The sequence below is a fragment of the Dactylosporangium thailandense genome, from assembly GCF_059739745.1.
In genome coordinates this window covers 10,493,108-10,511,648 of the sequence record NZ_AP029195.1, presented here as the reverse complement: position 1 = coordinate 10,511,648, position 18,541 = coordinate 10,493,108, and the positions used below count along the sequence as shown (strand labels likewise).

The window sequence follows — 18,541 nt, the reverse complement described above, 5'->3', positions numbered from 1 at the left end:
TGCCCGGAGGGCGGGGGCCGAAGGCAAGTCATCGGGGCAACTTCTGCCCTAACGGACCAGTCGGGACTGGTCCTCCAGTTCCGCCATCAACCGCTCGGTGGCCCGGCTCACGGCGGCGTCCATGAGCCGCCGCTCGGTCACCACGGTCTCGAGGCCTTCCCCGGCCAGGCCCTGCGCCCGGTCGGTGACCAGCAGCTCCTGCTCGTGGCGGCGGGTCTCGGAGAGCTCCTTGCGCCGCGCCTCGCGGGCCTCGGTGCGCTCGTAGCCGTTGCCGTGCGAGACGAGCTTGAGCCAGACTGCGGCGCAGTCCAGGCAGACCAGCAGCGCGGCGACGCCGAGATAGAAGAAGCCGAAGCCCCAGAAGTCGCTGGTCACCAGGTGCCACATCGCGGTCGTGCGGGCCCCGAAGCCGGCCCCGGCCTCGACCGAGGTCCGGTTCGCCGCGCGCTGCTCGGCGATCTGCGCGAGCAGCGACTTCACCTGGTCGGCCCGGGACTGCCGGCCCGGCTCCTGGCCGGCGCGCAGCGTCGCGGCCTCGCCGTCGAGGCGGGTGGCCTCGTCCATGAGCGTGCGGGACTGCCGCACGAGCGTGTCGCAGTAGCCGCCGGCCGGGCAGCCGGCCCGCCGGGTCACGCCGCCGGCGCGGGAGTCGGCCAGCGCCTGGTCGTAGATCGACGCGGACTCCTTGCGCTTGTCCGCGGCGAGCTGGTGCAGGTCGGCCACGGCCTTGTCGTCGGCGGCGTCCTGGGCCCGCAGCGCGTCGACCTGGCGCTGGAAGGTGGCGATGGCGCCGCTCTGCTCGAGCCGGGTGAGCTGCTGGTTGTGCACGGTGCCGAGGTACGCGTCGATCTCGCCCTTGTACCGGGCCAGCATGAGCGGCTCGGTGATCACCACCGCGAACAGCAGCGCGAGCAGGATGCGCCCGGCGTAGAGCCCGAACGTGCGCCGCCGCAGCAGCTGGTGCGGGTCGGCCGAGTCCAGCTGCTCGAAGTTCACCGCGACGCGCCCGACCACGGCCCGGTCGTAGGCGATGACCGCCAGCGCGACCGGCGGCCCGACCAGCCACTGCCACCACGGGTGCGCGTAGTTCGTGGACGCGTCGACGAAGCTCGCGGCGCCGACGATCGCGTACACGCCGTACAGCAGGATGAAGACCCCGATGGAGCTGTAGAGCGCCCGATCGGTGTGGGTCCGCACGCTCGCCGGGTTGACGTTCGCGACTCTCAGAAGCGCGGATCCCCCTGCCATGCTAGCGACGGTACGCGAGGATAAGTCGCATTTATGGGCGTTTGACGAAACGGCATCTGTCGACAATCGATTGTGAGCGGCAGGTAACGCACCAGCAATCGGAGCATCTAGATATAGGAAATGGTCTGTCCTTAGCGTTCGGTCCCCCACCTCCGAACAGGGAAGGACCGGATATGGCCCCACTCGCGCGACGCGGTCTCATAGCGCTGGCAAGTCTCACCCTGGTGGCCCTGGCGGGCTGCTCCGAGCCGGCATCCGGCGGCGGTTCCCCGAGCGGCGACACGATCAAGGTCGGCATCCTGCACTCGCTGAGCGGCACGATGTCGATCAGTGAGGTCACCGTGCAGAAGTCGGAACTCATGGCCATCGACGAGATCAACGCCGCCGGTGGAGTCCTCGGCAAGAAGCTCGAGCCCGTCGTCGAGGACGGCGCCTCGGACTGGCCCACCTTCGCCGAGAAGGCGCAGAAGCTCATCTCCAAGGACAAGGTCGCCACGGTGTTCGGCGGGTGGACCTCCGCCAGCCGCAAGGCGATGCTGCCGGTGTTCGAGCGCAACAAGGCGCTGCTGTGGTACCCGGTGCAGTACGAGGGCCTCGAGAGCTCGCCGTACATCTTCTACACCGGTGCGACGACGAACCAGCAGATCATCCCGGGACTGGACTACCTCAAGCAGCAGGGCAAGAAGAAGATCTTCCTGGTCGGCTCCGACTACGTCTTCCCGCGCACCGCGAACAAGGAGATCAAGGCCTACGCCCAGGCCAACGGCATGGAGATCGCCGGCGAGGAGTACACGCCGCTGGGCCACACCGAATACAGCACCCTGGTGAACAAGCTCGCCGCGGCCAAGCCCGACGCCGTGTTCAACACCCTCAACGGCGACTCGAACGTGGCCTTCTTCAAGGAGCTCAAGAACAAGGGCATCACCGCGGCCAGCATGCCGACCGTCTCCGTGAGCGTGGCGGAGGAGGAGGTCGTCGGCATCGGCAAGGAGAACATCGCCGGGCACCTCGTGGCGTGGAACTACTACCAGACCACGACGGGCGCGGCCAACGACAAGTTCGTCGCCGCGTTCAAGGCCAAGTACGGCGCCGACAAGGTCACCTCCGACCCGATGGAGGCCGGCTACAACGCGGTCTACCTGTGGGCCGAGGCGGTCAAGAAGGCCGGCAGCACCGACGTGGAGAAGGTCAAGGCCGCGGCCAAGGGCATCTCGCTCGACCTGCCCGAGGGCAAGGTGACCATCGACGGCGACAACCAGCACGTGTACAAGACCGCCCGCATCGGCATCATCCAGCCCGACGGGCAGATCAAGGAGGTGTGGAACTCCGGGCAGCCGATCAAGCCGGACCCGTACCTCAAGGGCTACGACTGGGCCAAGGGCCTGAGCTAGGAGGGGGCGCCGGCCATGATCGCGAACCAGTTCGTCACCGGCCTGAGCATCGGCGCCGTGCTGCTGCTCATCGCGCTCGGCCTGACCTTCACCTTCGGGCAGATGGGCGTCATCAACATGGCGCACGGCGAGTTCATCATGGCCGGCGCCTACACCACGTACATGGTCCAGTCCTTCGCCGGCGCCCAGGCCGTGCCCGTCGCGCTGCCGATCGCGTTCCTGGTCGCCGGCGCGATGGGGTTGGTGCTGGAGTGGCTGCTCATCCGGCGCTTCTACGGCCGCCCGCTCGACACCCTGCTGCTGACCTGGGGCGTGAGCCTCATCCTGCAGCAGCTGGCCATCGACCTCTTCGGCGCGCCGAACGTGCAGGTGCGCGCGCCCGGGTGGCTGACGGGCGGGTTCAAGGCGGCGGGGGTCGACATCCTCTACAACCGCCTGTTCATCATGGCCCTGGCGACCGCGGGCGTCGTGGGGATCTGGCTGTACCTCACCCGCCTGCCCGCCGGCCGCAAGATGCGCGCGGTGATGCAGAACCGCCAGCTCGCGGCGGTCAGCGGGGTCGCGACCGACCGGGTCGACCAGCTCACCTTCTTCATCGGCTCCGGGCTGGCCGGGCTGGCGGGCGTGGCGATCACGCTCATCGGCCCGGTCGGGCCCCAGATCGGCACCTACTACATCGTCGACGCGTTCCTGGTCGTCGTGGCCGGCGGGCTCGGCCAGCTGCGCGGGGCGGTCCTCGCCGCCGTCGCGCTCGGCCTGCTCAACGCCTACGTCGAGCTGTGGACCAACGCCAGCTTCGCCAAGGTGGTGGTGTTCGCCGTGATCGTCGCGTTCCTGCAGGCCCGGCCCCAGGGCCTCTTCGTCCTGCGCTCACGGGCGCTGCAATGAGACGGTATCTGGGCCCGGCCCTGTTCCTGGCCGCCTTCGCCGTGCTCGCGCTCGTCGCGCCGAACGTGCTCGGCCCCTTCCGGTTGCAGCTGCTCGGGAAGTACCTCTGCTTCGCCATCGTCGCCGTCGGCATCGCGATCGCGTGGGGCCGCGGCGGCATGCTCACGCTGGGCCAGGGCGTCTTCTTCGGCCTCGGCGCGTACGCCATGGGGATGCATTTGAAATTGCGGGAGGCCGGTTCCGCGGGCCTGCCCGACTTCATGGTGTGGAGCGGCGTCGACAAGTTGCCCGTGCTGTGGAAGCCGTTCGCCAACCCGGCCTTCGCGCTGGCCATGGTGGTCGTGCTGCCCGTGGTGGTGGCGGTGCTGCTGGGGCTGCTCGTCTTCCGGCAGCGGGTGCGGGGCGCCTACTTCGCGGTGCTGTCGCAGGCGCTGGCCGCCGCGTTCGTCATCCTGCTCGTCGGGCAGCAGGGGCTCACCGGCGGTACCAACGGCCTGACCAACATCCAGTTCTTCTTCGGGCTCGACCTCTACGACGAGGCGAACGCGCGGCTGGTCTACCTGATCGTGGTCGGGGCGCTCGCGGTGGTCTTCCTGGCCGCGTGGCAGCTCAAGGAGAGCCGGTTCGGCAAGCTGCTCGTCGCGATCCGCGACGGCGAGGACCGGGTGCGCTACCTCGGCTACGACCCCGCGATCGTGAAAACCGTGGCGTACGCCTTCTCGGCGGCCCTGGCCGGCATCGGGGGCGCCCTGTTCGTGCCGGTCGTCGGGATCATCTCGCCCGCGGACCTCGGCGTCGTGCCCTCGATCGCGATGGTGATCGCGGTCGCGATCGGCGGGCGCTACTCCATCGTCGGCGCCGTCGCCGGGGCGCTGCTCTACAACTACGCGGAGACGTCGCTGTCGGAGGCGTGGCCGTCGGGGTGGAAGTACCTCGTCGGCGCGCTCTTCATCGCCGTGATGGTCTGGGCCCCGCGCGGCCTGGCGGGTCTGCGGCTGAGGAGGCGGTCGGCATGAGTCCTCTTCTCGAGGTGCAAGGCCTGAACGTGGTCTTCGACGGCTTCCGGGCGATCACCGACCTGGACTTCGCGGTGGAGCCGGGCGAGCTGCGGTTCGTGATCGGCCCCAACGGCGCCGGCAAGACCACGCTCATCGACTGCGTCACGGGCCGCACCAGGCCGGCGTCGGGCCGGATCACCTTCGACGGCCGCGACCTGCTCGGGCAGCGCGAGCATCGCATCGTCCGATCGGGCATCGGGCGTACCTTCCAGACGTCGGTCGTGTTCGAGGAGCTCACGGTCGGCGAGAACCTCGACCTCGCGGCCACGTTCCGGCGCCCGATGCTCTCGCTGCTGCGCCGGCGCAGGGGCTACCCGGACGACGTCGCCCGGGTGCTGGAGACGACGGGCCTGGCCGAGCTGGTCGAGCGCAAGGCCGGCGTCCTCTCCCACGGCCAGCGTCAGTGGCTGGAGATCGGCATGCTCCTGGTCCAGCAGCCCCGCCTGCTCCTGCTCGACGAGCCGGTGGCGGGCATGAGCCGCGAGGAGCGCGAGCGGACCGGCCGGCTGCTGGTCGAGGTCGCGCAGACCCACACCGTCGTGGTCATCGAGCACGACATGGACTTCCTGCGCCGCTTCGCCTCGGTCGTGACGGTCCTGCACGAGGGCCGCCTGCTGCGCCAGGGCACGGTGGCGCAGGTGCAGTCCGATCCCCGGGTCCAGGAGGTCTACCTGGGCCGGGCCCGCCGGGAGGTTGTCGATGCTGAAAATTGAGTCGGTCGATGTCGCATACGGCCGCGCGCAGGTGCTCTTCGACCTGTCGCTGACCGTCCCGGCGGGCTCGCTGACCTGCGTGATGGGGCGCAACGGGGTCGGCAAGACCACGCTGCTCAAGGCCGTCATGGGCGTGCTGCCGGTCCGCACGGGCCGCATCACCTTCGAGGGCCGGGACATCACGCGCCTGAAGACGTACGACCGGGTGCGGCTCGGGCTCGGCTACGCGCCCCAGGGCCACGAGACCTTCCCCCAGCTGACGGTGTGGGAGAACCTGCGGGTGGTGCTGGAGGCCTCCCCGAAGGCGACGAAGTCCTCGCTGGACGAGGCCCTCGACGTGTTCCCGGCGCTGAAGTCGCTGCTGCGCAACAAGGCCGGGTTCCTGTCCGGGGGCCAGCAGCAGCAGCTGTCCATGGCCCGGACGCTGGTCACGCGCCCGTCGATGCTGCTGCTGGACGAGCCGACGGAGGGCATCCAGCCGTCGGTGATCCTGGAGATCGAGGACGCGATCGAGCGCCTGCACAAGGAGACCGGCGTGGCGGTGCTGCTGGTGGAGCAGTACCTGGACCTGGCCCTGCGCCTGGCCGACGCCTTCGTCATCCTCGACGCCGGGGAGGTGGTGCGCACGGGCACGCGCGAGGACCTCCAGGACCCGTCCGTGCGTCAGCTGCTCACGGTCTGAAGGTTCTTGATCATGATGAGGCAGGGTTCGGTACCGACACTGCGGACGCCCTCGTCGTCGTACTCGACGACGAGGGCGTTGATCCGGCCGCGGCCCCAGTCCGCGTAGCCCAGCCGCTCGTAGCGGCCGTAGGCGGCCCGGTCGCCGGGCCGGACGCCGAGCACGATCCGGTGCCGCTGACGGGCGCGGGCCTCGGCCTCGGCGGCCTGGATGATGGCGGTGCCCACGCCGTTGCCGCGGTAGTCCGGCGCAACCTCCACGTGCGAGAGCACGGGCACCTTGGGCAGCCACTCGCGCAGCTGCCACTCCTCGGCCGGGGCCAGGCGCAGGTAGGTGCTGGCGACTATGGCCTCTTCGGCGGTAACGGCTGCCAGGAGGATGCCAAGCTCAAACTGGCGGGCCAGGCATCGGGCGAAGTAGCGGCGCTGCTCGAAGGCGGCGACGCGCCTGGGCAGGTCTGCCTTGCGGGCCGGGCGGACAACGACCCCCGCGTTTGCCGGCACACTGCCCAACGCCGGACTCCAGACCTTTGGGAATCCTGGCCTCAGCGCCCGGTGACTGCCAGCCGGTGCTCACGGACGCTGTCACGCTGCCGGTCGGCGAAGTCGAGGTGCATACGTCGCTGACGCAGGCGAGGCTCGCGCGGTGCCGGCCCTCCGCGGTTGAGCCGGATATTGGCCGACCGATGAAGGCTGAAGTGGCCGACCGCGCCAAGGATTCCGAGGTCGGCGTTGATGTTCTCCATGGCCCGGCGCCAGGAGGCCTGGTCGCGTTCCCAGGCACGTAGGAAGCGGGCGCACGCATACGGCTCGATGAGGAACGAACGGCCGCGGGCGGCCTTGAGCGCCGTGATCAAATGGATCTGCCGCTCACCCGGCTCGGTCGCCTCGGCCCGGCGCAGCAGATCGGTGATGAGGCGGCGGCGGACCTGCAGGAAGTCGACCCAGTAGCCGGGCCGCAGCGCGTCTTCGAGCTTGCCGTGGCTCAGCGCGGCGAAGACCCCCTCGGCAAGGGTGTCGCCGAGCTCCTCGCCGCGCGCCCGGTCCGGGTTGACGAAGGGGTCATACCACTGCTGCAGCGCCAGGCCGGTTCGCGCGACCGAACGGATGCCGGCCTCGTCGAGCAGGAAGAACCAGTCCTCGTTGTAAACGTTGGGGAAGAACGCCCCGTCGATGCGGTCCACGGGCACGAGGAGTGCCCCGCCGCCGATGAATGTGCCCTGCCGGTCGCCGAGCTCGCGCCGGGCGTGACAGACCACCGAGTTGTCCCACATGCCGCCGATGTGCAGCCCGACGGCGGCGCGTGTGGGCAGCAGGGCGGCGGCCCGGCGTACGTCGAGCGCATCGGGCACAGTGATGTCGTCGTCGAGGAACATCACCTGCCGCCAGCCGATGGCCCGTGACAGCAACAGCGCGAGGTTGCGCTTCATGCTCACGTCGGTGCCCCTGCGGAACAGGGTGCGGTCGAGCAGGCCGGCCGTCTCCAGCGCCGGCATCCGCTTCGGCACGCTGTCGACGTCGATCGCCACGACGTCGGCGACGATGCCGTTGTCCTCGATCTCCCGGACGATCGCATCCGCGCGGGCCTGGCGGCTGGCCAGCACCAGCAGCGGAGCGTTGAGTTCCTCGGCCAGCCCTGCGGCGTGCACGATGGAGGAGGCCGGGCGACCGCTTGGCACTATGATCGCGTCAAGCCGCCGACCCACGAGGCCGAGGGTCTCGCCGGAGGACAGCAGGCACTCGTGGTCGAGGAGCTGCTGGTCGGCGATGGTGCTCATCCCGCTCACTCCGCGTCCGGCCACTCGTGGAACCGGTTACGCGCGACGGTCCAGTCTGGCGTCAAGGTTTCTCCCGCGAAGACGGTGACACGGAACAGGAGGCTGAAGCTGACGGCCTCGCCGAAGCGCTTGGTGAGGTAGTCCTCGTTGCGGTTGCGGAAGTTGCGGTCGGTCAACGCGCGGACCGCCCCGTAGGTGCCACGGCCGAACATGCCGTTGCACAAGGTCACGGTGCGCTTGACGTTTATGGGGCTCGGGCCGCGGAAGAAGTAGGCCACGTCCTCGAGCAGGGTGCGGGCGCCGGTCTCCTCGTCGACCTCGACGACGGGCGCGTAGCAGCGGCCGCCGACCTCGAAGTAGCCGTTGTCCTCCTCGGCGCTGCGGGCGTGCTGACGCACGGGCAGGTCGGCGAAGGCCTGGACGAGCTCGCGGGTGACCGGGTTGAAGTCGATGCCGCCGAGCAGGACCAGGTGGCTGTGGTAGTCGTCGGCGAGCAGCCGGTCGTGGGTACGGATGCGCACGTCGGCGGTGGGGTTGACGGCCCGGATGTGACCGAGGAGCTCGATCACCGAGTCGGCGTCGGCATACGTATAGGCGCGCACGTAGTCCGGGTCGCTCTTGTGCGCGTAAGGCATCCGCTCGCGCAGGTCCTCGGGCAGCCGCGCGCACACGATGACGATGCGCTTGGCGTCGGGGCCGAAGTACCAGGTCCCGCCGCCGATGGTGTCATCCGGGCCGAGCGGGATCTCGCCGCCGTCGCGGAGCACCGCCTGCGGGTTCGCCGCCGCGGACGCCCCGGTGTCGCTGGGTTCCGGGGTGCGCAGCCGCGCGAGCGCCGCGTGGATGGCGTCCTCGTTGCCGCGCTCCTCGTCGGTGAGCTCGTCCTCGTCGAGCAGCCGCGCGGGGTCGGAGTCGATCGAGCGGCGGGTGGCGAAGAAGCGCGCGTAGCCGGCGAGGCGACCCTCGGGCGGTGTGACCGGAGTGCGGTCGTGCTCCCACGAGGAGATGACGGACAGGCTCAGCGGCTTGACGCCGCCCAGGGCTTCAGCGATCTGGCGCTGGGTGACCTGAATTTGCGGCCAGTGACGCTTCCGAAGGTCACGAAGGTAGCGCGCCAGAGCGCGATTCGGTGGCGTCTCAGTCGGCTGCACCGGCTCACCTTCGTTCGCCGAACTTCGCCCAGTTTCGGTCAGTGCACGAAGACGACGTAGCGCTCGGGTCGCCATCGATGTCGGCGGCCTCGGACCGGCGGCCGACCTATTGTACATCGGGAATGCCTCTCGACAATCGGTTTCAAGATCGCCCCTGAGATCCGGTTGCCGGCGTGAGGAGACGAAGCTCGATGGAAGTGTTCGATTAGTTCCGGCTACTCGGCGGACGTCCCGCCTTGGTGGCTAGAGGCGTTCTCGCCGTCGCCGTGTTCCTGCCGCTGCTCGGTTCCGCGGTGGGCCGGATCGTCGGCTGTCGAACCGCGCGAGCCGGAACCGGTGGCCCGCGCGGCCATTGGCCATCTGCCGGCGGCCTGCTAGGCTGGCTTTCCGTTTCAACGGCCGACGCGTAGGTCGGTTGGCTTCCATTCGTGTTGGGGACCATCGTGGAGCCACAGCATCATCCAAAATTTGCGCTGGCCGAACGGCTCAAAGAACTCAGGCTCAAGGGCATCGGCGGGCTCGCTCCCATCACCCAGGCCGAGCTGTCGAAGGCGCTCGGAGTGACGTCGTCGCTTGTGTCTTCGTGGGAATCCTCGACGGCCCCGGCTCTGCCGCCGGTCGTCCGTATTCGCGACTACGCGGTCCTTTTCTGCACGGAAAATTCGGTCGAGGGAAAACGGCTCAGATTGCTTGATGCGCGCCTGCTCGACGAGGATGGCCGCCAGCGCTGTGCCGAATTGGAACAGGAGTTGCTGGGACTGCGGCAGGCGGCGGACAGCACGCGTGTCGGCGCTGTGTTTCCCCTGCCGGCGGCTGCGCTCGACGAGGACGTCCGTCGGCTGCGGCGGGGGCCCCTCCACTTCGCCGACGGTGGTCCGATCACCATCGTGTGCGCACGGCTGCCGGCCTCGATGCGGGAACGGATGCCGTTCACCAGGCCCGGCGAGCCGGACTTCAGTGAGTCGTACACGCTGGCCGATCTTGGCGCGCTCATAGAGCTGCACGGTCATATTCGCGCCTTGAACCCTTTGAGCGTGGTGAAAGTGCGAGCGGAAGATGTGCTCGAATCCGACGACATCGTTGCGCATGTTGTGCTGCTTGGAGGCGTCGACTGGAACCTCCTGACGCGCACGCTGCTGGTACGGCTCGATGTACCGGTGACGCAGATGCCGCGCGAGAGCGATGAGGTTGACGCGGCGTTTCAGGTCCGCCACAGCGGCGGACCGCAGCGCTATGCGCCGAAAATCATCCAGGGCCCTAACGGAGCCGAGCTTATCGAGGACGTCGCCCACTTCTTCCGCGCTCCGAATCCGTACAATCGGAAACACACGGTAACGATTTTCAACGGAATGTACGGTCGGGGGACCGAAGGTGCCGTGCGGTCATTGACCGACGAGCGATTCCGGGAACGCAATGGTGACTATGTCATCGAACGCCTGCAACGGCACGACACCCTCAGCCTCCTAACATCGGTCCAAATCGTCCGAGGGAAAGTCGTGACGCCGGACTGGACGGACAGTGCGGTGCGTCTGCATGAGTCGCCCGAACCCGGTGAGGAAGGGTTTTGAACAGGATGATGCAGTCCTCGAATTCCGGCCTGCAGCCCTCTGGCGCCGCGCGCGTGCTGACGATGCCGTAGTCCCACTCGCGGAAGCCCAGGCGAAGGTAGAGGCGCAGGGCGTCCTCGTTGTCGAGGCCCACACCCAGCGCCAGGGCCGTTCGGGCCCGTCTGGCCGCGGCCCGCTCAAGGTTCATGATCAGCTGGGTACCGATTCCTTGGTTCTGGTATGCCCTCGCGACGCGAAGCTGGCTCAAGACGGGGACGCCGGGCAGATGTTTACGGAGGGGCTCTTCCTCCGCTTCATCCAGTCGCAGGAACACCCGTCCCACCGGTCGCCGACGTCGCCAGGCCACGCGAAACAGTCCAGTCGCCGCCTCCTGGCTGGCGAGGTGCTCGTCGATCAGCTCAGGGTGCTCGTCCGGAAAAGCGGCCTTGAGGCTGTCAACATCTCGCCGCCGCGCGGTACGAATACGGATGCGTTCGAGCAGCACGCTGGCCATCATGGCCCATCCGGCCGGTTTCGTCGACGAAAAACCACTTCAGGTAGAGCAGTTTTTGTTCAGCTCGTGCCTGGAATATTCAGTCAAGTCGGCTGAATACCACTGACGGCTGGTCGTGATCGACGTACAGCCAGACCCGTCGGATGCTTTGCCGGTGCGTACGCGGGCCTGGAGCGGGTCGCCTCGGCCGTGCAAGTTCGGTATTGGCCGAGGCATGGCGGCCTGCAATTCCAGAGCTTGAGTGTCGCGCTCGATTCAGTGGAACGCACTGATCAAAACCGTTGGACGGTACAACCAACTTTCCTGGCGGTAACCAGCGTGATCATGCCTAATTGAAGCAGCTTCACCGGACGAGCTGCCTCGGGGGCAGTTCGACGGAAACATGATTACCCGAGGCCCGTGGCGCCCTCTCCCGGCAAGGACCAGGCACCACGGGCCGATTGGAACCGATTCCTGAGGAGGAATGGCCCATGTCAAACCTAGCCCGCCGCAGGCACCGAGTAAACAATCGCCGTGTTGCGATCGGGTTCTGGGCGTTCAACGCCGTACTGGCACTCGGCGGCTGCGCGAGCGACCCGGGAGTGAACGGCGCGGACGCCCCAATTTATCCCGCGCTCACCGTGGTTGCCTTCACGGCCGCGATCTACCTGCTCAAGAACTGGCTGAGCTCGACCCGCGAGGTGGCCCGCAGTGAATGGAACCTGGCCCTGGCCAAGGTGCGCGCGGCGGTGTGGTCGACCCTGCTCGGCGCGGTCCTGTTCGCCGGCATGATCTTCCTGTTCCTGAGCGCCCACTGAACTTCGCCGGAATCCAGGGCGGCCGGGCCCCGCGACGGCCGCCCCTCGCCGAAACCTCGGCAGCTACCTGCGGCGCCGTCGAGGCGACCCGGGCCGGGTGTTCGCCCTCAGCACCCGCTCGTCTCGGCCCCGGAGAAGCCTCTCGGCGCAACTCAGCCGACCGAGGCACACTTGGACCAAGGACGCCCGACTATCTGTTCGTCGCCCGGGCGGCCCGCGACGGGATCGAGGCTCGGCATCATGCAGCCCCTCACCGACGCCGAGCGCCGGGTGGCCAACTTCCGCCAGCTGGAGCGGCGCTGCCGCGGATCGCCGGTGTTCAGCCTGGTCTGCCGGGTGCCGATCGTGGCCGACGTGGTCACCTGCCCGACCTTGGTACGAGCGGATTCGGCTGCACGAGTGGCTCGAGCCGGACGGGCAGGAGTAAAAAAGCGCGCATCGTGGTATGCCAGAGGGCACGGCTTCCCCACGCGGAGGTGTACCCCCATGGGCAAGGACGTCGAGTCGACCGTGTTCAGCCGGGAAGACCGGATGCGGTACCGCGACAAGGTCCGCCGCTGCCTGGACGCGTTCGCCCGGATGCTCGCCGAGAACCCGTTCGAGGCCGGCGACGGCATGAGCGGCCTCGAGATCGAGCTCAACCTCGTCGACGAGCACTACGACCCCGCGCTGCGCAATCAGCGTGTGCTCGACACGCTCGCCGACCCGGCGTTCGTGACCGAGCTGGGCCAGTTCAACATCGAGATCAACGTGCCGCCGCAGAGGCTCGCCGGGGACGGGCTGGCTCGGTTCGAGGCTCAGGTGCGGGAGAGCCTCAACGCGGCCGAGGAGCACGCGGCCCAGGTCGACACCCGGCTCGCGATGATCGGGATCCTGCCGACGCTGCGCCGCGATCTGCTCACGCCCGACGTGCTGTCGGCCAATCCGCGGTACGCGCTGCTGAACGAGCAGATCTTCGCGGCCCGCGGCGAGGATCTCATGATCGCCATCGACGGGGTCGAGCGGCTGCACGTGCGGTGCGACTCGATCGCGCCCGAGGCGGCCTGCACCAGCGTGCAGTTCCATCTCCAGGTGACGCCGCAGCAGTTCGCGTCGTACTGGAACGCGGCCCAGGCCATCGCGGCCGTGCAGGTGGCGCTCGGGGCGAACGCGCCCTACCTGTTCGGCCAGGAGCTGTGGCGCGAGACCCGCATCCCGCTGTTCGAGCAGGCCACCGACACGCGCGCGGAGGAGCTCAAGAGCCAGGGCGTGCGGCCGCGGGTCTGGTTCGGGGAGCGCTGGGTCACCTCGATCTTCGATCTGTTCGAGGAGAACGTGCGGTACTTCCCCGCCCTCCTGCCCATCTGCGAGGAGGAGGACCCCCTCGACACCCTCGAGCGCGGCGAGGCGCCGCGCCTGGGCGAGCTCAAGCTGCACAACGGCACCATCTACCGCTGGAACCGGCCCATCTACGACGTCGTCGACGGCCGGCCCCACGTGCGGGTCGAGAACCGGGTGCTCCCGGCGGGCCCGACGGTCGTGGACAGCATGGCCAACGCCGCGTTCTACTTCGGCCTCGTGCACCGGCTCGCGAGCCAGGACCGGCCGGTGTGGACCCAGATGTCGTTCGGCGCGGCCGAGGAGAACTTCCACACCGCCGCGCGCCTGGGCATCGAGGCCTCGGTGTTCTGGCCGGGCCTGGGCTCGGTCCCGGTGACCGAACTCGTGCTGCGCCGGCTGCTGCCGCTGGCCTACGAGGGCCTCGACGACTGGGGCGTCGACCCGCACCACCGCGACCGGCTGCTCGGCATCATCGAGCACCGCTGCCTCGCCCAGCGCAACGGCGCCGCCTGGCTGGTCGAGGCCGCGCACGCGATCGAGGGCAGCGGCCCGGTGCAGCGGGACGACACCATGCGCAAGCTGCTCGCGGAGTACCTTCCGAGGATGCATTCGAACATCCCCGTGCACGAATGGTGACCGGCGAGCTCGTCCTGACGCAGGACGGACCGCTCGCCACCCTCGTGATCACCAACCCGGCCAAGCGCAACGCGATGAGCGCGGCGATGTGGACCGCCCTGCCCGAGATCCTCGACACGCTCGCCAAGGACGACTCGGTGCGCGTGCTGGTGCTGGCCGGGGCCGGGGGCACGTTCTGCGCGGGGGCCGATCTCACCGAGGCCGCGGCGATCGCCCGGGCCGGCGACGACAGCGTGGCGGTCGCGGCCGAGCGGGCCCTGGCGGACTTCCCGCGGCCGACGATCGCGCGCATCGACGGCTTCTGCGTCGGCGGGGGCTGCCAGCTGGCCGTCGCCTGCGATCTGCGGGTCGCGGGCGAGTCGGCGCGCTTCGGGGTCACGCCGGCCAAGCTCGGCATCGTGTACCCGCCGGTGCCGACCCGCCGCCTGGCCGCGCTCGTCGGCCCGGCCCGCGCGAAGCTGCTGCTCTACACCGCGGACCTGTTCGACGCGCGGGCCGCCGAGCGCTGGGGCCTGGCCGACCTCGTGGTCCCGGACGACGCCCTGGCGGCGACCGTCGACGACCTCGCCGCGACGATCGCGTCCCGCTCCCGGCTCACCCTGCGCGCCGCGAAGGCCGTCCTGGGCGGTCTGGCGGTTCCGGAGCAGGACGAGGCCGAGATGGCGGAGGGCATCGGCGCCTTCCGGGAACGCCGGGCGCCGAGCTGGACCTGACTCACAGCCGGCCCACAGCTTCTCCCCACGCCGCCGGAAGGGTCGAGCCGCAGCGTAAGGGGCATGACAACCACGCTGACCCCGCCGGCCGCGCCCCCGGCGCCCGCCGCGGCCCGGGCCGAGACGCGGGCCGGCGATCCCGTCTGGGTGCGGCCCGCGCTCGTGCTCCTGCTGCTCGCCACCGGCGGGCTGTACCTGTGGAACCTCAGCGCGTCCGGCTGGGGCAACGCGTTCTACGCGGCCGCGGCCCAGGCCGGCGGCGAGAGCTGGAAGGCGTGGTTCTTCGGATCCTCGGACGCCTCGAACTTCATCACGGTCGACAAGACGCCGGCCGCCCTCTGGGTCACCGGTCTCGCGGTGCGGATCTTCGGGCTCAGCTCGTGGAGCGTCCTCGCCCCCCAGGCGCTGATCGGGGTCGCGACCGTCTGGCTGCTGTACCTCACCGTGCGCCGCTGGCACGGCCCGGCCGCCGGCCTGCTCGCCGGGGCGGTGCTCGCGACCACGCCGGTCGCCACCCTGATGTTCCGGTTCAACAACCCGGACGCGCTGCTCATGCTGCTGCTGGTCGCGGGCGTCTACGGCATGCTGCGGGCGATCGAGCGCGGCAACACCTGGTGGCTGGTCTTCGCCGGCTCCGCGGTCGGCTTCGGGTTCCTGACGAAGATGCTGCAGGCGCTGCTCGTGGTGCCCGCGTTCGGCCTGGCCTACCTGCTCTTCGCCCCGACCGGGTGGGTGCGCCGGCTGGTGCAGCTGCTCGTGGCGGGCGCGGCGGTCATCGTCTCGGCGGGCTGGTGGGTGGCGGTCGTGTCGCTCACCCCGGCGTCGTGGCGGCCCTTCGTCGGCGGATCGCAGACCAACTCGATTCTGGAGCTCACCCTCGGGTACAACGGCTTCGGCCGGCTCACCGGCAACGAGACCGGCAGCGTCGGCGGTGGCGGCGGCGCGGGCGGCGGCTGGGGTGAGACCGGGTGGTCGCGCCTGCTCGACGGGCAGACCGGCGGCCAGGCGTCCTGGCTGCTCCCGGCGGCGCTGATCCTCACCGTCGCGGGCCTGGTCTGGTCGGCGCGCAAGGCCGCCTACGTGCTGTGGGGCGGCTGGCTGGTCACCACCGCGCTCGTGTTCAGCTACATGCAGGGCATCTTCCACGACTACTACACGGTGGCCCTGGCCCCGGCGATCGGCGCGCTGGCCGGCATGGGAGCGGCGACCCTGTGGCGGCGGCGCTCCGACCTGTACGCCCTGCTGGTGCTCGGCGCCTCCGTGGCGGTGACCGCCGTGTGGTCGTACATCCTGCTCAACCGCGCGACCGACTTCCACCCGTGGCTGCGCGTCGCCGTGCTCGCCACCGGGGCCCTGGGCGCGGCCGGCATCCTGCTCAGCCAGCAGCTCGGCCGCGGCCTGCGCCTGGCCGCCGCGGCCCTGGCCCTGTTCGCGGTCCTGGGCGGCCCGATCGCCTACTCGCTGAACACGGCCGCGACCGCGCACACCGGCTCGATCGTCACCGCCGGTCCGGCGGTCGCGGGCGGCAACGGCTTCGGCGGCGGGGGCCGCGGCTTCCCCGGCGGCGGGGGCGGCACCTTCAGAGGCGGCTTCACCGGCGGCGGCATGGGCGGCGGCGGCATGGGCGGGGGCGGCGGCATGGGCGGCCTGCTCAACGCCACGACCCCGAGCTCCGAGGTGGTCGCCGCGCTGCGGCAGGACAGCGCCAAGTACGCCTGGGTGGCCGCGGCGGTCGGCTCCAACAACGCCTCGGGCTACCAGCTGGCGACCGAGCTGCCGGTGATGGCGATCGGCGGGTTCAACGGCAGCGACCCGGCGCCGAGCCTCGCGCAGTTCCAGCAGTACGTGCGGGAAGGCAAGATCCACTACTTCATCGGCGGCTCGGGGCTCGGCGGGCGCAGCAACGGCGGGAGCAGCGTGAGCGCGGAGATCGCGGCCTGGGTCGAGGCCAACTACACCGCTACCACGATCGGCAACACCACCCTCTTCGACCTCACGAGCTGAACCCCTCTCCCAACCGCGAAGCCCCGCCGGAACCCTCGCCCGGCGGGGCTTCGCCTATCGGAGCACCGCGGCCAGCGCCAGCAGGATCGCGAGGCTGTTGGTGAGGCAGTGGGCGGCGATGCTGATCCGCACGCTGCGCACCCGCAGCATCACGGCGATGAGGAGGAGCTGGGCCGCGAAGACGAGGAGGAACCGCTCGGGCTGCCAGTAGTGCTGGGCCGCGAACAGGCCGGCCGAGGTGACGACCGCGAGGACGCCGCGCACGGGGAGCCGCGGCAGGAGGTACGCGCGGAAGTACAGCTCCTCCACCGCCGGGTTCACGAGCCCGTCGACGGCCAGGGCGAACAGCAGCGTGGCGACCATGGTCGAGGCCGGGAACGCGCCGGAGTCCGGGGGCGGCAGCCACGCGGCCGGGTAGACGTCGAGGATGCGGTGCTCCAGGGGCGCGAGCAGGACGACCAGGCCGAAGGCCATCGCGGTCAGGCAGGGCAGGATCGTGAGGTACAGCCGCAGCGGCAGCCTCCGCCGGAACGCCAGAATGCCGGGCAGTCCGCGCCAGGACCAGCCGGCCGCGCGCAGCAGCAGGCCGAGCTCGATCGGGGTCAGCACGAACGCGAAGGCCAGGGTGAGCGCGAACTGCGGCGGCAGGTGCCAGGCCCGTACGACCGGCCCGAGCGCGAGCGCGACCGCGAAGGTCACGGCCGCCGGGAGCAGGTGCAACGCGAGGACCGCGGGCCAACTCAGCCTGGTCCGGGGTGCGGCCCCGGCTCGGGTCAGGACGGTCGTCGTCATAGACGTGACGCTATGGAATCGCGTGCGGCCGGCCCATCCCGCTGGGCGTAGTCTTCGGGGTAGTGCAGGCCCTACCGTCCGCTGTTGGTGACCGCCCAGTCGATCAGGGGCGCCAGCGAGTCCATCAGCGCCGCGCCACTCGGGCTCAGCCGGTACTCCACCGAGGGCGGCACGGTCGGGAACACCGTCCGCTCGACCAGCCCGTCGGCCTCGAGCGTCCGCAGGGTGCGCGTGAGCATCCGCTGGCTGATGCCCTCGATCGCCCGGTGCAGCTCGTTGAAGCGGTAGGCCCGCCGCGCCAGCAACGAGAGCACCAGCAGCGTCCAGCGCTCCCCCATGCGGCGCACGATGCCGGTCACCGGGCAGGCGTCGTACTCGGCCACGGGCACACGGGTGTGCGTATCCAACATTGAAGTGCCTCCTTACGCGCCTGCCGCCAGCGTACTGAGATGGAGGGCATGAGCGGCATGAGTGGCATGAGCCCGAAGACGGTGGTGGTCGCCGGTGGGACCGACGGGATGGGGCGGGCGACCGCGCTCGCCCGGCACGAGCGCGGCGACCGTGTCCTCGTCATCGGCAGCAACGCGGAGAAGGGGCGAACGCTGCCCTCCGGCGTCGAGTTCCTGCCGGCCGACCTGAGCTCGGGCGCGGCCGTGCGGGAGGTGCTCGGCGAGCTGAACGCGAGGCTGACCGCGCTCGACGCGCTCGTGCTGTGCGCCAACCGGGTCAGTCCGGCGCGGCGGGAGACGGCGGAGGGGCTCGAGTACACCTTCGCCCTGTATTTCCTGGCCCGCCATCGCCTCGCCGAGGGCCTGCGCCCGGTGCTGGAGGCGGCGCCGCGGCCGGTCATCGTGAACGTCGGCGGGGTCGGCGTGACCAAGGGCGAGATCGCGTGGGACGACCTGCAGCTGCGGGCCGGCTACTCGATGGTGCGCGCCCAGCTGCAGGCGGGCCGGCTCAACGACCTGCTCGGCGCCGGGTACTCGGGCAAGGCGCGCTATGTGCTGTACCACCCGGGCTTCACCGACAGCGGGGACCGCACGCCGCTGAGCGCGCCGCTGCGGGTCGCGCTCGGCCTGCTCGCCCGCGTGGCCGCCCGCCCGGTCGCCGAGTCGGCCGCCCCGATCGTGGCGCTCGTCGACGACCCGCCCGCGGCCCAGCTCACGGCGCTGGACCGCGGCCGGACGCTGCCGCCGTCGCTGCCGACCCTCGACCCGGCCGCGGCCGCGCGCCTGCGGGCGGTGGTGGACGGCCTCCCCCGAACGGCCTGACCTCCGGGCCGTTCGCGCACCGTTCACGCGGGGTTAGCG

At 70.2% G+C, this 18,541-nt stretch carries 18 protein-coding genes; 11 read left to right on the top strand and 7 right to left on the bottom strand.

Going from position 1 to position 18,541, the window contains the following annotated elements:
• Positions 1 to 48: 48 nt before the first annotated feature.
• Positions 49 to 1,248, bottom strand: coding sequence for a DUF4407 domain-containing protein (locus tag AC6JBM_RS46935; protein ID WP_497980116.1), 1,200 nt, complete (start codon positions 1,246 to 1,248; stop codon positions 49 to 51).
• A gap of 173 nt (positions 1,249 to 1,421) precedes the next feature.
• Between AC6JBM_RS46935 and urtA the strand changes: the two genes are divergently transcribed.
• Genes urtA through urtE form a run of 5 tightly spaced genes read left to right on the top strand, consistent with a single transcriptional unit; the run spans position 1,422 to position 5,980 of the window.
• Entirely contained in the window at positions 1,422 to 2,639 is a 1,218-nt protein-coding gene (urtA, locus tag AC6JBM_RS46930; RefSeq protein WP_497980115.1) for an urea ABC transporter substrate-binding protein, read from the top strand.
• Between the two features lie 15 nt (positions 2,640 to 2,654).
• Positions 2,655 to 3,527: an urea ABC transporter permease subunit UrtB gene (gene urtB, locus AC6JBM_RS46925; RefSeq protein ID WP_497980114.1), complete on the top strand. Its 873-nt coding sequence runs from the start codon at positions 2,655 to 2,657 to the stop codon at positions 3,525 to 3,527.
• A complete protein-coding gene (gene urtC, locus AC6JBM_RS46920; protein WP_497980113.1) occupies positions 3,524 to 4,543 on the top strand; it encodes an urea ABC transporter permease subunit UrtC in 1,020 nt (339 codons plus the stop codon). Before urtB ends, urtC begins: the two co-directional genes overlap by 4 nt.
• Complete coding sequence (gene urtD, locus AC6JBM_RS46915) at positions 4,540 to 5,298, top strand: urea ABC transporter ATP-binding protein UrtD (RefSeq protein WP_497980112.1); 759 nt, start codon at positions 4,540 to 4,542, stop codon at positions 5,296 to 5,298. The genes urtC and urtD overlap by 4 nt, the downstream gene beginning before the upstream one ends.
• Positions 5,285 to 5,980 (top strand): urea ABC transporter ATP-binding subunit UrtE, encoded by a 696-nt coding sequence (urtE, locus tag AC6JBM_RS46910; protein ID WP_497980111.1) that lies wholly within the window; start codon positions 5,285 to 5,287, stop codon positions 5,978 to 5,980. The genes urtD and urtE overlap by 14 nt, the downstream gene beginning before the upstream one ends.
• On the opposite strand, the gene AC6JBM_RS46905 is transcribed toward urtE, so the two are convergent.
• Genes AC6JBM_RS46905 through AC6JBM_RS46895 form a run of 3 tightly spaced genes read right to left on the bottom strand, consistent with a single transcriptional unit; the run spans position 5,962 to position 8,908 of the window.
• Positions 5,962 to 6,483, bottom strand: a complete 522-nt coding sequence (locus tag AC6JBM_RS46905; protein WP_497980110.1) for a GNAT family N-acetyltransferase — start codon at positions 6,481 to 6,483, stop codon at positions 5,962 to 5,964. The two genes, urtE and AC6JBM_RS46905, sit on opposite strands and share 19 nt — an antisense overlap.
• A gap of 41 nt (positions 6,484 to 6,524) precedes the next feature.
• Positions 6,525 to 7,757, bottom strand: coding sequence for a hypothetical protein (locus AC6JBM_RS46900; protein ID WP_497980109.1), 1,233 nt, complete (start codon positions 7,755 to 7,757; stop codon positions 6,525 to 6,527).
• A gap of 5 nt (positions 7,758 to 7,762) precedes the next feature.
• Positions 7,763 to 8,908, bottom strand: coding sequence for a helix-turn-helix domain-containing protein (locus tag AC6JBM_RS46895; protein ID WP_497980108.1), 1,146 nt, complete (start codon positions 8,906 to 8,908; stop codon positions 7,763 to 7,765).
• Between the two features lie 428 nt (positions 8,909 to 9,336).
• On the opposite strand from AC6JBM_RS46895, the gene AC6JBM_RS46890 reads away from it, so the two are divergent.
• On the top strand, positions 9,337 to 10,476 hold the full coding sequence (locus AC6JBM_RS46890) for a helix-turn-helix domain-containing protein (RefSeq protein ID WP_497980107.1): 1,140 nt from the start codon (positions 9,337 to 9,339) through the stop codon (positions 10,474 to 10,476).
• Here AC6JBM_RS46890 and AC6JBM_RS46885 read toward each other — a convergent pair.
• Positions 10,364 to 10,969, bottom strand: a complete 606-nt coding sequence (locus AC6JBM_RS46885; protein ID WP_497986695.1) for a GNAT family N-acetyltransferase — start codon at positions 10,967 to 10,969, stop codon at positions 10,364 to 10,366. The two genes, AC6JBM_RS46890 and AC6JBM_RS46885, sit on opposite strands and share 113 nt — an antisense overlap.
• 470 nt (positions 10,970 to 11,439) lie before the next feature.
• Here AC6JBM_RS46885 and AC6JBM_RS46880 point away from each other — a divergent pair, with 470 nt between their 5' ends.
• The 4 genes from AC6JBM_RS46880 (at position 11,440) to AC6JBM_RS46865 (ending at position 16,439) form a co-directional block, all read left to right on the top strand.
• Positions 11,440 to 11,766: a hypothetical protein gene (locus AC6JBM_RS46880; protein WP_497980106.1), complete on the top strand. Its 327-nt coding sequence runs from the start codon at positions 11,440 to 11,442 to the stop codon at positions 11,764 to 11,766.
• Positions 11,767 to 12,252: 486 nt separating this feature from the next.
• Complete coding sequence (locus AC6JBM_RS46875) at positions 12,253 to 13,722, top strand: glutamate-cysteine ligase family protein (protein ID WP_497980105.1); 1,470 nt, start codon at positions 12,253 to 12,255, stop codon at positions 13,720 to 13,722.
• Positions 13,716 to 14,435 (top strand): enoyl-CoA hydratase/isomerase family protein, encoded by a 720-nt coding sequence (locus AC6JBM_RS46870; protein WP_497980104.1) that lies wholly within the window; start codon positions 13,716 to 13,718, stop codon positions 14,433 to 14,435. Before AC6JBM_RS46875 ends, AC6JBM_RS46870 begins: the two co-directional genes overlap by 7 nt.
• Before the next feature lie 63 nt (positions 14,436 to 14,498).
• On the top strand, positions 14,499 to 16,439 hold the full coding sequence (locus tag AC6JBM_RS46865) for a glycosyltransferase family 39 protein (RefSeq protein ID WP_497980103.1): 1,941 nt from the start codon (positions 14,499 to 14,501) through the stop codon (positions 16,437 to 16,439).
• Between the two features lie 54 nt (positions 16,440 to 16,493).
• On the opposite strand, the gene AC6JBM_RS46860 is transcribed toward AC6JBM_RS46865, so the two are convergent.
• Positions 16,494 to 17,231, bottom strand: a complete 738-nt coding sequence (locus AC6JBM_RS46860; RefSeq protein WP_497980102.1) for a CPBP family intramembrane glutamic endopeptidase — start codon at positions 17,229 to 17,231, stop codon at positions 16,494 to 16,496.
• 71 nt (positions 17,232 to 17,302) lie between these two features.
• Positions 17,303 to 17,641, bottom strand: coding sequence for a winged helix-turn-helix transcriptional regulator (locus AC6JBM_RS46855; protein WP_433080962.1), 339 nt, complete (start codon positions 17,639 to 17,641; stop codon positions 17,303 to 17,305).
• Between the two features lie 48 nt (positions 17,642 to 17,689).
• Between AC6JBM_RS46855 and AC6JBM_RS46850 the strand changes: the two genes are divergently transcribed.
• Complete coding sequence (locus tag AC6JBM_RS46850; RefSeq protein ID WP_497980101.1) at positions 17,690 to 18,502, top strand: SDR family NAD(P)-dependent oxidoreductase; 813 nt, start codon at positions 17,690 to 17,692, stop codon at positions 18,500 to 18,502.
• Positions 18,503 to 18,541: the final 39 nt, after the last annotated feature.

What these genes read in the sequence shown, in the direction of transcription:
- AC6JBM_RS46865 (WP_497980103.1), top strand. Translation starts at nt 14,499, where the DNA reads ATGACAACCACGCTGACCCCGCCGGCCGCGCCCCCGGCGCCCGCCGCG.
- AC6JBM_RS46900 (WP_497980109.1), bottom strand. Translation starts at nt 7,757, where the DNA reads ATGAGCACCATCGCCGACCAGCAGCTCCTCGACCACGAGTGCCTGCTG.
- AC6JBM_RS46870 (WP_497980104.1), top strand. Translation starts at nt 13,716, where the DNA reads ATGGTGACCGGCGAGCTCGTCCTGACGCAGGACGGACCGCTCGCCACC.
- urtD (WP_497980112.1), top strand. Translation starts at nt 4,540, where the DNA reads ATGAGTCCTCTTCTCGAGGTGCAAGGCCTGAACGTGGTCTTCGACGGC.
- urtB (WP_497980114.1), top strand. Translation starts at nt 2,655, where the DNA reads ATGATCGCGAACCAGTTCGTCACCGGCCTGAGCATCGGCGCCGTGCTG.
- AC6JBM_RS46850 (WP_497980101.1), top strand. Translation starts at nt 17,690, where the DNA reads ATGAGCGGCATGAGTGGCATGAGCCCGAAGACGGTGGTGGTCGCCGGT.
- AC6JBM_RS46855 (WP_433080962.1), bottom strand. Translation starts at nt 17,641, where the DNA reads ATGTTGGATACGCACACCCGTGTGCCCGTGGCCGAGTACGACGCCTGC.
- urtE (WP_497980111.1), top strand. Translation starts at nt 5,285, where the DNA reads ATGCTGAAAATTGAGTCGGTCGATGTCGCATACGGCCGCGCGCAGGTG.
- AC6JBM_RS46885 (WP_497986695.1), bottom strand. Translation starts at nt 10,969, where the DNA reads ATGGCCAGCGTGCTGCTCGAACGCATCCGTATTCGTACCGCGCGGCGG.
- AC6JBM_RS46935 (WP_497980116.1), bottom strand. Translation starts at nt 1,248, where the DNA reads ATGGCAGGGGGATCCGCGCTTCTGAGAGTCGCGAACGTCAACCCGGCG.
- AC6JBM_RS46860 (WP_497980102.1), bottom strand. Translation starts at nt 17,231, where the DNA reads ATGACGACGACCGTCCTGACCCGAGCCGGGGCCGCACCCCGGACCAGG.
- AC6JBM_RS46875 (WP_497980105.1), top strand. Translation starts at nt 12,253, where the DNA reads ATGGGCAAGGACGTCGAGTCGACCGTGTTCAGCCGGGAAGACCGGATG.
- urtC (WP_497980113.1), top strand. Translation starts at nt 3,524, where the DNA reads ATGAGACGGTATCTGGGCCCGGCCCTGTTCCTGGCCGCCTTCGCCGTG.
- AC6JBM_RS46880 (WP_497980106.1), top strand. Translation starts at nt 11,440, where the DNA reads ATGTCAAACCTAGCCCGCCGCAGGCACCGAGTAAACAATCGCCGTGTT.
- urtA (WP_497980115.1), top strand. Translation starts at nt 1,422, where the DNA reads ATGGCCCCACTCGCGCGACGCGGTCTCATAGCGCTGGCAAGTCTCACC.